At 50.6% G+C, this 12968-nt stretch carries 18 protein-coding genes; 7 read left to right on the top strand and 11 right to left on the bottom strand.

Going from position 1 to position 12968, the window contains the following annotated elements:
- Window positions 1–349 precede the first annotated feature (349 nt).
- Window positions 350–1066, top strand: a complete 717-nt coding sequence (gene mtgA / locus EH228_RS16935; RefSeq protein ID WP_152322792.1) for a monofunctional biosynthetic peptidoglycan transglycosylase — start codon at window positions 350–352, stop codon at window positions 1064–1066.
- 48 nt (window positions 1067–1114) lie between these two features.
- On the opposite strand, the gene npr is transcribed toward mtgA, so the two are convergent.
- The 11 genes from npr to EH228_RS16880 form a co-directional block, all read right to left on the bottom strand.
- Window positions 1115–1387: a PTS phosphocarrier protein NPr gene (gene npr / locus EH228_RS16930; RefSeq protein WP_152322791.1), complete on the bottom strand. Its 273-nt coding sequence runs from the start codon at window positions 1385–1387 to the stop codon at window positions 1115–1117.
- Window positions 1384–2238: an RNase adapter RapZ gene (gene rapZ, locus EH228_RS16925; protein ID WP_152322790.1), complete on the bottom strand. Its 855-nt coding sequence runs from the start codon at window positions 2236–2238 to the stop codon at window positions 1384–1386. The genes npr and rapZ overlap by 4 nt, the downstream gene beginning before the upstream one ends.
- A 115-nt stretch (window positions 2239–2353) precedes the next feature.
- Window positions 2354–2836, bottom strand: coding sequence for a PTS IIA-like nitrogen regulatory protein PtsN (ptsN, locus tag EH228_RS16920; protein ID WP_193323372.1), 483 nt, complete (start codon window positions 2834–2836; stop codon window positions 2354–2356).
- Between the two features lie 203 nt (window positions 2837–3039).
- The gene (gene hpf / locus EH228_RS16915) at window positions 3040–3327 is read right to left on the bottom strand and encodes a ribosome hibernation promoting factor (protein WP_152322788.1); all 288 of its coding nucleotides are present in this window, start codon (window positions 3325–3327) and stop codon (window positions 3040–3042) included.
- 22 nt (window positions 3328–3349) lie between these two features.
- Entirely contained in the window at window positions 3350–4789 is a 1440-nt protein-coding gene (gene rpoN / locus EH228_RS16910; RefSeq protein WP_152322787.1) for an RNA polymerase factor sigma-54, read from the bottom strand.
- 48 nt (window positions 4790–4837) lie between these two features.
- Window positions 4838–5563, bottom strand: coding sequence for an LPS export ABC transporter ATP-binding protein (gene lptB, locus EH228_RS16905; RefSeq protein ID WP_152322786.1), 726 nt, complete (start codon window positions 5561–5563; stop codon window positions 4838–4840).
- A gap of 6 nt (window positions 5564–5569) precedes the next feature.
- A complete protein-coding gene (lptA, locus tag EH228_RS16900) occupies window positions 5570–6127 on the bottom strand; it encodes a lipopolysaccharide ABC transporter substrate-binding protein LptA (RefSeq protein WP_152322785.1) in 558 nt (185 codons plus the stop codon).
- The gene (gene lptC / locus EH228_RS16895) at window positions 6099–6674 is read right to left on the bottom strand and encodes an LPS export ABC transporter periplasmic protein LptC (protein ID WP_152322784.1); all 576 of its coding nucleotides are present in this window, start codon (window positions 6672–6674) and stop codon (window positions 6099–6101) included. The genes lptA and lptC overlap by 29 nt, the downstream gene beginning before the upstream one ends.
- Complete coding sequence (kdsC, locus tag EH228_RS16890) at window positions 6671–7237, bottom strand: 3-deoxy-manno-octulosonate-8-phosphatase KdsC (RefSeq protein ID WP_152322783.1); 567 nt, start codon at window positions 7235–7237, stop codon at window positions 6671–6673. The genes lptC and kdsC overlap by 4 nt, the downstream gene beginning before the upstream one ends.
- A 17-nt stretch (window positions 7238–7254) precedes the next feature.
- Window positions 7255–8229: an arabinose-5-phosphate isomerase KdsD gene (kdsD, locus tag EH228_RS16885; protein WP_152322782.1), complete on the bottom strand. Its 975-nt coding sequence runs from the start codon at window positions 8227–8229 to the stop codon at window positions 7255–7257.
- Window positions 8230–8244: 15 nt separating this feature from the next.
- A complete protein-coding gene (locus EH228_RS16880) occupies window positions 8245–9225 on the bottom strand; it encodes a calcium/sodium antiporter (RefSeq protein ID WP_152322781.1) in 981 nt (326 codons plus the stop codon).
- A 230-nt stretch (window positions 9226–9455) separates the two neighbouring features.
- Between EH228_RS16880 and mlaF the strand changes: the two genes are divergently transcribed.
- From mlaF to ibaG, 6 genes are all read left to right on the top strand, one after another.
- The gene (gene mlaF / locus EH228_RS16875; RefSeq protein WP_152322780.1) at window positions 9456–10268 is read left to right on the top strand and encodes a phospholipid ABC transporter ATP-binding protein MlaF; all 813 of its coding nucleotides are present in this window, start codon (window positions 9456–9458) and stop codon (window positions 10266–10268) included.
- Between the two features lie 7 nt (window positions 10269–10275).
- Window positions 10276–11058, top strand: a complete 783-nt coding sequence (gene mlaE / locus EH228_RS16870; RefSeq protein WP_152322779.1) for a lipid asymmetry maintenance ABC transporter permease subunit MlaE — start codon at window positions 10276–10278, stop codon at window positions 11056–11058.
- A 4-nt stretch (window positions 11059–11062) separates the two neighbouring features.
- Window positions 11063–11629 carry an outer membrane lipid asymmetry maintenance protein MlaD gene (mlaD, locus tag EH228_RS16865; protein WP_152322778.1) on the top strand — a complete coding sequence of 189 codons (567 nt, stop codon included), beginning with the start codon at window positions 11063–11065 and terminating at the stop codon, window positions 11627–11629.
- Window positions 11629–12264, top strand: a complete 636-nt coding sequence (mlaC, locus tag EH228_RS16860; RefSeq protein ID WP_152322777.1) for a phospholipid-binding protein MlaC — start codon at window positions 11629–11631, stop codon at window positions 12262–12264. Before mlaD ends, mlaC begins: the two co-directional genes overlap by 1 nt.
- Window positions 12264–12560, top strand: coding sequence for a lipid asymmetry maintenance protein MlaB (mlaB, locus tag EH228_RS16855; RefSeq protein WP_152322776.1), 297 nt, complete (start codon window positions 12264–12266; stop codon window positions 12558–12560). Before mlaC ends, mlaB begins: the two co-directional genes overlap by 1 nt.
- A gap of 124 nt (window positions 12561–12684) precedes the next feature.
- Window positions 12685–12939: a BolA family iron metabolism protein IbaG gene (gene ibaG / locus EH228_RS16850; protein WP_152322775.1), complete on the top strand. Its 255-nt coding sequence runs from the start codon at window positions 12685–12687 to the stop codon at window positions 12937–12939.
- The last annotated feature ends 29 nt before the right edge of the window (window positions 12940–12968 follow it).

Below are 12968 nucleotides of genomic sequence, written 5' to 3'. Positions count from 1 at the left end.
AGGACAGGCTGGTATTCTGTTTGATAGTGGTATCAAAAAGGCTATAAGATTAATTTTGTAAATACTAACGGGTGAAATTTATAAGCAATATGAATCATTTCGTTTTTAACATTTGGCACCATTAAAGCATGCTTGTTTACTTGTACGACTAATTTGTTTAGCAAATGAAGCTGATTCCGCCTACTCGGAAGTGGTTGAAGCTGTTGAGGCATTTATGATGCGCTATGCCAGTAAGCAAGTCTGAGGTTGTTTCTCATTTCCTGTTTTGCTGCGCAGTGTCAAATCGTTACTGGCACTAACTGGCACCAATTGGTCAGGAATTGATAAAGATTGTTATGGATATAATGGTATGAGTCAGCGTAAAAGAACAGAACCGTGGATTAAAAAGTGGCTATTGAGGGGGATATTCAGCATCCTGGGGGGATGGGGGGCCGGTATTGTATTGTTTTCTTTCCTGCCTGTGCCTTTTTCGGCTGTGATGGCCGAACGTCAATTGGGCGCATGGCTGCGCGGTGATTTCGGTTATGTGGCGCATTCTGATTGGATGGCTATGGACGATATTGCCCCCTGGATGCCGCTGGCTGTTATTGCTGCAGAGGATCAAAAATTTCCATCTCACTGGGGATTTGATGTTCAGGCTATTCTGTCCGTACTGGACCGTGATGGTGGCAGGATACGTGGTGCTTCCACATTGTCACAGCAGACAGCCAAAAACATGTTCTTATGGGATGGTCGGAGTTGGTTGCGTAAAGGGCTGGAGGCGGGCCTGACGGTAGGTATTGAGACGGTATGGACCAAGCGAAGAATTCTGACTGTTTACCTGAATGTGGCTGAATTTGGTGAAGGGGTATTTGGTGTGGAAGAGGCATCCCGGCGTTATTTTCACAAGTCAGCCAGCCGTCTGACCCCGTCTGAAGCGGCACTGTTGGCTGCGGTATTGCCTAACCCCATTCGATTCAGGGCCAATGCGCCTTCTGCCTATGTTCGTCAGCGGCAGCAATGGATTTTACGGCAGATGCGCCAACTGGGCGGCACCGATTTTTTGCGGCAACATAATTTGCTGTAGTGAAAGAAATGGCTCAGAAATAAAAAATATCCCCAAGTCTTAAGTTGATTAATCTTCGTCGAAACCGGCGTTAAACAGTTCAATCACCGCCATTAAGGCTGGTTCTTCTTCCGGGCCGCTGGCTTCGATTTCAATGTGTCCGCCTTTGGCCGAATCGAGCATCAATAGAGCGATGACGCTGCTGGCTTCCGCCTCAACGCCGCTTTCATTGCGTAACAAGACTTCTGCATCGAAACTCTGAACCAGTTCGAAAAGCTTCATTGCCGGTCGGGCATGCATCCCCAGCTTATTTTTAATTTCAACGGTTTGCCTGACTGTCATGATTTGCGTTTTTCCAACGTGCGATGGCGAGACTGGACGTTTTTACCGCGTGAACGAAAATACTCAGCCAGTTGTTCGGCGATATAAACAGAACGATGCTTACCCCCGGTACAACCAATGGCGACGGTAAGATAGCTGCGGTTATTGGTTTCCAACATTGGCAACCATTGTTCCAGATAACTGCGGGTCTGGTAAATGAAATTGTGTACTTCGGTGTGGCGATCAAGAAATGCTGCAACGGGTCGATCAAGCCCCGTCATCGGACGTAGTTTAGGATCCCAGTGTGGATTCGGTAAAAAGCGCACATCGAATACATAGTCTGCATCGATAGGGATGCCGTGCTTGAAGCCAAAGGACTCAAAAACCATCGTCAATTCACGTTCACGTTTGCCCAGCAGGCGCGTACGCAGCATCTCGGCCAGCTCGTGGACTGACATCTCCGAAGTATCCACAATCAGATCGGCTCTGGAACGTAAAGGCTCCAGCAGGATGTTCTCTTCATCAATGGCGCTTTCCAGCGACAGATTTTTATTTGAGAGGGGGTGCAAACGGCGCGTATCGCTGTAGCGACGGATCAGCGTATTGCGATCGGCATCCAGGAACAATAATTGTGGAGAGAAGCAGTCGGGGAGATCGGTCAGCGCTGTTTCGAAAACTTCTGGTGATTCTGGCATATTCCTGACGTCTATACTGACTGCTGCAGACATATTACGCTCGGCCAGGGAATTTGCCAGTGCGGGCAGTAACACGACGGGCAGGTTATCCACGCAGTAAAAACCCATATCTTCCAGTGCCCGTAATGCGACGGACTTGCCAGAACCAGAACGACCGCTGACAATCATCAGCACCATGACATATTCTCCTGATTTTGTCTGTTCTTTGGGGATTCCGCCCATATCGGATGTGTGCCTCGCTGAAAGGCGACACACTTGCATCTGACCGGAATCACCCGGCAGACAGGAAAGACTAGTGGCTCTCCTCAGGGCTTTCCGCCATGATCTCGAAGAGTTCTTCATCACTTTGTGCCGCGCGCAATCGACGGCACACGGTTTTATCAGCAAGGCGTTTCGCAACCAGTGACAGCGTATGCAGATGTGTTTTGCACTGTTCGGCAGGCACCAGCAGTGCAAACAGCAAATCCACCGGCTGATTATCAATGGCATCGAAGGCGATAGGCTGCTCAAGGCGAATAAACACCCCCACCGCTCGCATGGTATCCTCGACCAGCTTGCCATGTGGGATAGCGATACCATTGCCGATACCCGTGCTGCCCATGCGCTCTCGGGTCAGAATCGCTTCAAAGATAGTCTGGTGCGGGAGATTCAGTTGTTTCGCCGCCAGCTCGCTAATAATTTCCAGCGCCCGTTTTTTGCTCTGACAGTGTACGTCGTTGCGGGTACAGGACACACTCAGTACCGAGCTCAATTCCAGTGTTAATTCATTGTTCATCATAGTTTCACTTGGGTGTTCACTTTCGCCTGGCAAATGGCTGACACGCGGGATCTGCAAGGATCCTGGTCAGTTACCGATCAACGACAACCTGCCTTATTGATTAACGGCCCGAACCCAGAATCTGGGAACGGGCCGGTCCTTCATGCATCAGTGATTATTAAATAAGGGTGACGAAAAAATAATCAATGTCTGGATGAAATTTAGTGCTGTTTCAGCTTGTCTTTATGTTTGTTGAGTTGTCGTGCGAGCTTATCTATCAGGCCATCAATCGCCGCGTACATATCTTTTTCTTCGGAGGTGGCATGCAATTCCCCCCCATTAACATGTAATGTCGCATCAGCGATTTGCATGATTTTTTCAATTTTCAGAACAATATAGACCTGATTAATTCGGTCAAAATATTGCTCTAGTTTGGTGAACTTTGCCGTTACAAATTCACGTAAAGACTCAGTAATTTCAACGTTTTGCCCAGTAATATTGAGTTGCATACGGTCTTCCTTATCTGTTCGTTCAGACCAGTTGTTTACGCTGGTTTGAGGGCGGGATGGATAAAGACTCTCGATATTTCGCTACAGTTCGGCGAGCCACCATAATGCCCTGATTGGAGAGCAAGGTGGTTAGTTTGCTGTCGCTAAGAGGTTTAGCGGGATTCTCCGCCGAGATTAATTTTTTCACCAGTGCGCGGATAGCCGTAGAGGAAGCTTCGCCGCCGCCCTCGGTATTGACGTGACTGGAAAAAAAATACTTTAATTCAAAAATACCGCGTGGGCTGTGCAGATATTTTTGCGTGGTAACCCGGGAGATGGTGGACTCATGCATATCCACTGCGCTGGCGATGTCGGCCAACACCATCGGGCGCATGAACTCTTCTCCCTGTTCGAAGAATGCTTGCTGCTGATCGACAATGCAACGTGTGACCTTCAGTAACGTGTCGTTGCGGCTTTCCAGACTTTTAATCAACCACTTCGCTTCCTGTAAATTGTTGCGGATAAACTGGCTGTCGCTGTCATTGCGGGTGGTTCCGCTCAGCGAGGCATAGTGCTGATTGATTTTGAGTCGGGGAATGCTGTCCGTATTCAGGTCTACAGTCCAGCGTGTACTGACCTTGCGTACCAGCACGTCAGGAATGACATACTCAGGCTCGCTGGTATTGATCGACTGTCCCGGACGAGGATCGAGAGACTGGATCAACTGCATCGCATTTTTCAGCACGTCTTCTTTCAGCCGGGTCATGCGCATCAGACTACGGAAATCATGGTTTGCCAGTAAATCCAGGTGTTCACTGACAATCAGGCGGGCCTCTTTAAGAAAAGGTTGTTCCGGCGCAAACTGTGAGAGCTGCACCAGCAGGCAGTCACGCAGATCGCGGGCACAGACGCCGACCGGATCAAAGCGTTGTACGCGTTTAAGTACCGCTTCGACTTCATCAAGGGACAGTTCTTCATTACCGATACCGATGCTTTCCAGAATCTCTTCCAGCGGCACAGTCAGATAGCCGGTCTCGTCCACCGCATCAACAATAGAAGTGGCGATGGCACGGTCAGTATCGGTGAACGGAGTCAGCTCTACCTGCCACATCAGGTAATCCTGTAATGTTTGGGTCGTTTCTCCCTGATAAATGGGAAGCTCGTCGTCATGATAATCAGTTCCGGTTCCTGACGGGGTTCCAGCGGTATAGATCTCATCCCAGGTGGCATCCAGCGGCAGTTCTTCCGGTATATCCTTTTGTTCTAACGCCTCACGGGTATCAAGCGTTTCTTGTTCCTGATACTCCCGTGAGTCCACTTCCTCATGAATGTCAGTTTGTTCAAGCAATGGATTGCTTTCCAGCGCCAGTTGAATTTCCTGCTGTAGTTCAAGCGTAGAGAGTTGCAGCAGACGGATAGCCTGTTGCAGTTGTGGCGTCATGGCAAGCTGTTGGCTAAGCCTGAGTTGCAAACCTTGCTTCATATTCAGGATACCAATTCCTTAAAAATCTTACCTGGTTTTAACACCTTATCAGAGTCTGAACTCTTCGCCCAAATAGACTCGCTTAACTTGTTCATCTGCCAGGATTTGCTCTGGTGAACCATGGGCGATCAAGTGCCCCTGGCTGACAATGTATGCCCGCTCACAGACGGCCAACGTTTCACGCACGTTATGGTCAGTGATAAGCACTCCCAGTCCACTGTCGCGCAGATGCTCAATGATCTTCTTGATATCGATAACTGAAATCGGGTCAACGCCGGCAAAGGGTTCATCCAGTAGGATAAATTTCGGATTGGCTGCCAGCGCGCGGGCTATTTCCACCCGACGCCGCTCACCGCCAGACAGCGCCTGTCCCAGGCTGTTGCGAAGATGCTCAATATGGAACTCATTCATCAGTTCGTTCGCGCGATCTTCACGTTGCTCTCTGGTCAGATCGTCGCGGATCTGCAGAACGGCCATCAGGTTGTTATACACGCTCAGTCGGCGAAAAATGGAGGCTTCCTGCGGCAGATAGCCAATGCCTCGTCGGGCGCGGGCGTGCAGTGGCAGAACACTGATGTCTTCATCATCAATGACGATACGCCCCGCATCACGTGGCACAATACCCACCACCATGTAGAAGGTGGTGGTTTTGCCTGCCCCGTTGGGGCCAAGCAGGCCGACAATTTCGCCGGATTTGACCTGCAGGCTGACATCCTCGACCACACGACGACCCTTGTAGGCCTTCGCCAGGTTTTCTGCAATTAAAGTCGCCATAGTTAATTAGTTACTCTTTTTCTGTTTTTGTTTCTGCCCGGATTGGGTTCCCTTATCCTGCAGCTGCGAAGGAACCAGTACGGTGGTGACGCGTTTGCCCGTGTTGCCATAGGCTTGCATTTTTTGTTCTTTCACCAAATAAGTGATGCGATCGCCTTTCACGTTGCTGTCCAACTGTTCCAGATAGGCGTTCCCCGTCAGTTCGACGAAATCTCTCGCCAGATCATAGTGCATCTTTTGAGCGTGACCTTGTACCGGTTTACCATTGTCTTGCATCTGGTAGAAGGTCGCGGGGCTGCCGTAAGCATCAACAAGCGTCTTGTTACTGTCGCCGCCGGGACGAGTGACCACGACTTTATCGGCGGTTATCTTGATCGAACCTTGAGTGACGACGACCTTCCCGGTGAAGGTCGCCACGTTACCCTGCATGTCCAGAGACTGGTTCTCGGAATCCACATTGACCGGTTTGTCCGAATCACCTGTCAGGGCAAAGGCTGGCAGGCTGGCAGTCAGCAGCAGGCCGAGCGTCAATAACTTAAGGTTGTTTTGCATTTTGAATTTCATAGGAGGTTTTGACCTTTTCAATCAACTCGGCAGTTTTCTTCCGTAGATTCCCACGCATTTTCATACCGGTAGAGTTAAAGCTACTACCATAAAGCGTCACCTGATCGTCTGAGGCGACATCCTGCGTGACGAGATTGACCACGGCGTTATCAGTTTTAATTCTCTGAAGTTGGGCATCCTGTGTCAGGCTGTTGACCTCTACATGACCGTAAAGGTACAGCATGCGATCGTTCGTTAGCTTGGCTTTGTCCGCCCGTACAGACCAGGTCGGGATTTTGTTTGTATCGAATGTGGTCATCACTGGATTATCGAACCAGCTCACTGCATCGGTGGAAAAGTAGGTCACTTTATCAGAAATCAGCCTGTAGCTCAGGGCGCCCTGCGGGTTATAAACCACGGTATTGGAGCGCTGACTGGTATAGGTTGGTTCCTGCGCGTTTCCAGCCGCCGGGACGGTGTTGTTATCCTCGCCAGCCAGGTTCCAGCCGATAAGCACAATGGCAACCAGGGCCAGTAATAGCGTAATCCAACGCTTTGTTTTACTCATACAGACTGTCCTTTGGCCTTATCAAACTTATCCTGTGCAATCAAAATCAGATCACAAATTTCGCGTACTGCTCCGCGGCCGCCTGCCAGTCGGGTGACATAGTCAGCGCGGGGGATCAGTAGTGGGTGCGCATCCGCCACGGTGACACTTAGCCCCACTTCTGCCATGACTGGCCAGTCGATCAAGTCGTCGCCAATATAAGCCACTTGTTCTGTCTGAAGCGACAGTTTATCCAGAAGTTCGCGGAAGGCCAAAGTCTTATCGGACTGCCCCTGGTAAAGATGGGTAATTCCCAGCGTCGCACAACGGTCTTCCAGTAATTTTGCTTTGCGGCCGGTAATAATAGCGACCTCCACGTCCGAGGCCAGCAGGCAGTGAATGCCATAGCCGTCACGCACGTTAAAGGCTTTCAACTCTTCACCATTATTCCCCTGATAAATCAAACCGTCGGACATCACGCCATCCACGTCGCAAATCAGTAATTTAACCTGACGCGCACGGGTCATCACATCCAGGCTTACTTTGCCATAACAAGTTTCAATCCAGCTCGCAGCACTGCTCATTTTTCTTCGGTTCCTTGTTAAACGACACCAGCACGCAGCATGTCATGCATGTGTACCACGCCGAGTAGCAAATCGCCGTCAGCGACCATTACGGCGGTGATATTACGATTTTGCATCAGATTCAGGGCATCAACCGCCAGTGTGTTCGGGCGTACCCGAATGCCGCCTGGTGTCATCACGCTGGCGATGCTGGCATGCTGGATATCAATGCCCATATCGAATACCCGCCGCAGGTCACCATCGGTGAAAACACCTTCAATTTTCATCAAATCGTTACAAATAACCGTCATACCCATATTTTTACGGGTGATCTCCAGCAGCGCATCACGCAGCGACGCGTCACTGCTGACATGAGGGATTTCATCACCGCTGTGCATAATATCATTAACCGTCAGTAGCAACTTACGGCCCAGTGCACCGCCAGGATGGGACAGCGCGAAGTCTTCGGCGGTGAATCCCCGGGCCCTCAGCAGGGCGACCGCCAGCGCATCGCCCATTACCAGCATTGCGGTGGTGCTGGCGGTAGGAGCCAGGCCCAGTGGGCAGGCTTCCTGCGGTACTTTAACACACAGATGGATATCAGCAGCACGCCCCATTGCGCTCTCCGGGCGGCTGGTCATGCATATCAGTGACACATGCAAGCGTTTAAGCACCGGGATCAGCGCCAGAATCTCGGCGGATTCGCCGGAGTTGGAAATGGCAATGACGATATCGCCTGCGCTGACCATGCCCAGGTCGCCGTGGCTGGCTTCCGCCGGATGGACAAAAAAAGCCGGGGTACCGGTGCTGGCGAAGGTCGCCGCCATTTTTTTTCCAATATGGCCTGACTTACCCATGCCCATCACCACCACTTTTCCCATGCAGTGGTCAATGCGCTTACAGGCTTCGGTAAAGTCGTCGTTAATGTACTGATCGAGCTGCTCCAGACCCTGGCGTTCAATATCCAGGACATCTTTTCCTGCTTGCTGAAAATCGAAAGCAACAAGTGTCATAATTTCCAATCCTTATTACCAGAGGGTAGCCGAGGGCAGGCTGTAAAGTACCGCAACCCAGGCAACAAAGCCGCACAACAGCAAGGTGCCCGCTCTTCGGCCAATACAGCGGCGGCGCTGTAAGCAGATAAGCGTAAACAGGGCGCTGACGCCCAACATGACCCAATAATCACGAGTAAAAGCGTGCATATCAACACGGCCAGGATGAATCAGTGCCGGAATGCCAAGCACGATAACAATATTGTAGATGTTAGAACCAATCAGGTTACCGATGGCGATATCGTCTTCGCCTTTCATCGCCCCGGCAATCACTGTCGCCAGCTCTGGCAGACTGGTTCCCACCGAGATAATCGTCAGGCCGATAACCAGTTCGCTGATCTCAAAGTAGTTCGCGATGACCGTGGCATTGTCGATAACCATCCTGGTCGACATTGGCAGAATGAGCAGGGCGACGCCTAGCCATAAGAACGCCACGGTGTTGCCCGCATCGTCCCGTGGCAGTTCGGCCAATTGTTCGCGAGTGAGTGAATCGTTATCGTCACGTTCGGCTTTACGGGCAATTTTTATAATAAACAGCAGATAAGCCACCGCGATGGCGATCATTGCCACTCCGTCGCCGCGGCTGAGCGTGTTATCAAGCAGCATCACACCACACAGCAGAGTGACCAACAGCATCAGCGGAAGTTCACGACGAATTAAATTCGAATGGACGGTGAGGGGATGAAGCAGCGCGGCACCCCCCAGGATTAACAGAATATTGGTGATATTCGAGCCTATCGCAGTACCGACGGCGATATCCATCTGACCGTGAGTGGCAGCAGAGAAGGAGACGATGAGTTCGGGTAGCGAAGTGCCGATGCCAACGACGGTCATACCGATGATCAGAGGGGGAATGCCCATGGCGCGGCAAAGAATGGCTGCGCTGAATACCAGACGATCTGCACCATATACCAGCAGGACCAAACCGATAATCAATAGTGCTATAGCTACGAGCATGAAATGTCCTTTGAATGGGGATAATCGTCGGCTCACCTTGCACGACGTATAAAGCAACAAGAAGGTAAAAATAATGCGCTGATTTTGACGGTCTGAAAGCAAAAAGTAAAACTTATGCCAACTTTAGCCACGTCTTCGAAGTAAGTTTCTGTAAAAGTGTTCTGTCTTATCAGTTATGCGCTACCATCGAAGATAAATTAACTGCCTGAAAAAGAGGATAAGAGGTAACTATGGGCCAGACGGAGACGAATTTGGTAGAGGTCCGCGGCGTCAGCTTCGCTCGTGGGGACCGGCCGGTTTTCGATAACATCTCGCTTACAGTGCCCAGAGGGAAAGTCACCGCTATTATGGGACCTTCAGGTATTGGTAAGACGACTTTGTTACGTCTGATTGGCGGTCAGTTGCGGCCGGACAGCGGTGAAATATGGTTCAACGGTGAAAATATTCCCAGTCTGTCGCGTTCCCGATTGTATGAAGTGCGCAAGAAAATGAGCATGCTTTTTCAATCCGGCGCCTTGTTTACGGATCTTACCGTCTTTGATAACGTTGCCTGGCCGTTGCGCGAACACACGCAATTACCACCGCCATTGTTACACAGCACGGTGATGATGAAGTTGGAAGCGGTGGGGTTACGAGGCGCAGCACAGTTGAAACCCTCGGAGCTTTCAGGTGGAATGGCGCGTCGCGCGGCGCTGGCCAGGGCTATTGCATTAGAACCTGATCTGATCATGTTTGATGAGCCGTTTGTCGGCCAGGACCCGATTACGATGGGGGTACTGGTCAAACTCATTGATGAGTTGAATCATTCTCTTGGTATGACCTGTATTGTGGTTTCCCACGATGTGCCTGAAGTACTGAGTATTGCTGACTATGCGTATATCATTGCTGATCAGAGGGTGATAGCTCAGGGAACGGCGAAAGCTCTGCGTGAGGAAGCGGATCCCCGGGTGCGCCAGTTTATTGATGGTATTGCGGATGGTCCGGTACCGTTTCGTTTCCCCGCAGGCGATTATCTGCAAGATTTAACCAGTTCAGGGAGTTAAAAAACTGATGTTTCTACGTGCACTGGCGTCTTTGGGGCGCCAGGGAATCAATACCTGCGCCTCGTTTGGTCGCGCCGGACTCATGTTGTTTCATGCATTGGTGGGAGTGCCGCGTTTCCGTAAGCATGCGCCGCTGGTGGTGAAACAGCTATACAGTATCGGGGTTATGTCGCTGTTGATCATTGTAGTTTCCGGCTTGTTTATCGGCATGGTGCTCGGATTGCAGGGCTATCTGGTTTTAAACACTTATGGTGCTGATAGCAGCCTGGGAATGCTGGTGGCGCTGTCACTCTTGCGTGAACTGGGACCGGTGGTGACCGCGCTACTGTTCGCGGGGCGGGCGGGTTCAGCATTGACCGCCGAGATTGGGCTGATGAAGGCGACTGAACAACTTTCCAGCATGGAAATGATGGCGGTCGATCCATTGCGTCGGATTATTTCACCGCGCTTTTGGGCCGGGTTTATTAGTATGCCGTTGCTGACATTGATCTTTGTGTCCGTTGGGATCATCGGTGGGGCAATGGTCGGCGTGAGTTGGAAGGGGATTGATTCTGGCTTTTTCTGGTCGGCAATGCAGAATGCGGTCGATGTGCGGGCTGATATTGTCAACTGTATTATCAAAAGTGCTGTCTTCGCCTTTACGGTGACCTGGATTGCCCTCTTCAACGGCTACGATGCGATTCCAACCTCTGAAGGAATTAGCCGGGCTACGACGCGCACTGTGGTACATGCTTCTCTGGCGGTACTCGGTTTAGATTTTGTGCTAACAGCACTGATGTTTGGGAATTGATGCAATGCAAACGAAAAAAAGCGAAATTTGGGTAGGCGTTTTTTTACTTCTGGCGCTGTGTGCTGCGCTGTTCCTCTGCCTGAGGGTGGCTGATCTTAAGTCCCTGGGGAGTGAGCCTACCTGGCGACTCTACGCTATCTTCGACAATGTTGGTGGATTGAAAGTCGGTTCCCCGGTCAAAATTGGCGGTGTGGTGATTGGCCGGGTCACGGACATTGAGTTGGATAACAAAACCTATTCCCCGCGCGTCAGCATGGACATTGATAAAAAATACGACCAGTTACCGGATACCAGTTCGCTGGCTGTGAGAACCTCCGGTTTATTGGGGGAGCAATACCTGGCGTTGAACGTGGGGTTTGACGATCCTGAGATGGGTACGTCGATGCTTAAAGACGGTAGCACGATACAAGACACTAAATCCGCCATGGTGCTGGAAGATTTGATTGGTCAGTTCTTGTATAAGAGTGGCCCTGGCAACAGTAATGACAATAAAAATTCTTCGTCGGCGACATCGGAAACCAATGGGCAACCGGTGCCGGCGGCAACGACTAATCCTCAAGAGGGCAAGTAATGTTTAAACGTTTCCTGATGGTGGCAATGCTGGTTATTGCTCCGGTTGCAGCACATGCGGCAGCAGATCAAACGAATCCTTATCAATTGATGAATGAGGCGGCGGGGAAAGTTTTCACCCGTTTAAAAAATGAACAGCCAAAAATCAAGCAGGATCCAAACTACTTGCGACAGATCGTCCGTGAAGAGCTACTGCCGTATGTGCAGATCAAGTATGCTGGCGCGTTAGTGCTGGGCCGTTATTATCGTGAGGCGACGCCTGATCAGCGTGAGGCTTATTTTAAAGCATTTGGCGACTATCTTGCTCAGGCCTACGGCCAGGCGCTGGCCATGTACAACGGCCAGACCTACCAGATAGAGCCTGAAAAGCCGTATGCCAATGACAACATTATTGCCATTCGGGTGACGATAATCGATCCAAATGGTCGGCCTCCGGTTCGCCTTGACTTCCAGTGGCGCAAAAACAGCCGTACGGGAGACTGGCAGGCTTACGATATGATTGCCGAAGGCGTCAGTATGATAACCACCAAGCAAAATGAATGGAGCGATGTGCTACGTCAGAAAGGGGTGAATGGCCTGACAGAATTACTGAAATCCTATGCGAGTCATCCTATCACTTTGGAAAAACAGCAGTAATGGACGGGCAATTGAGCTGGCGTGCAGAAGCGAACCAGCTGTATCTTTCCGGCGAGTTGGAACGGGAAACATTGCTGGGGTTGTGGGCACAGCGCGAATCAGTGATGAAACAGATCGATACCATCGATGTGTCCGCTCTGGAAAGGGTAGATTCATCGGGGCTGGCCTTACTGGTTCATCTCCGACAGATTTCCCTGCAGCAGGGCAAAACACCACAGTTTTCTGGTATAACGGATAAACTCCATTCACTGATTGCGCTGTATAACCTACAGCACATTATCGTTTCTCGTGTCTGAACAGCCGTTATTGACTGAACAAAGAAAGCCCTTGCTCCCGCTGGGGCTTTTTTGCTTGTTTAAGATAGTGGCACTTTCTACTAAGATGTGTGCCTGTTAATCCTCAATTGAAAATAGATACATCATGGAAACGAGTGAAATTCAATCCGTGCTGATGGGCGCGTTGCCTTTGCAGGAAGTCCACGTAACAGGCGATGGCAGTCACTTTCAGGTTATCGCTGTTGGTGAACTGTTTGGTGAGCTGAGCCGTGTGAAGAAGCAACAGGTGGTCTATGCGCCGCTGATGGCTTATATCGCAGATAATCGCATCCACGCGGTATCAATTAAAACGTATACCCCTGAAGAGTGGGCGCGAGACCGCAAGCTAAACGGTTTTTAAGCTGTTCACTGTGTCCATCGCGCTGGCCG

The sequence above is a fragment of the Erwinia endophytica genome (assembly GCF_009295515.1).
Taxonomy (GTDB): domain Bacteria; phylum Pseudomonadota; class Gammaproteobacteria; order Enterobacterales; family Enterobacteriaceae; genus Erwinia; species Erwinia endophytica.
The sequence above is the reverse complement of the archived record's forward strand: the minus strand, read 5'-3'. Positions and strand labels throughout refer to the sequence as shown.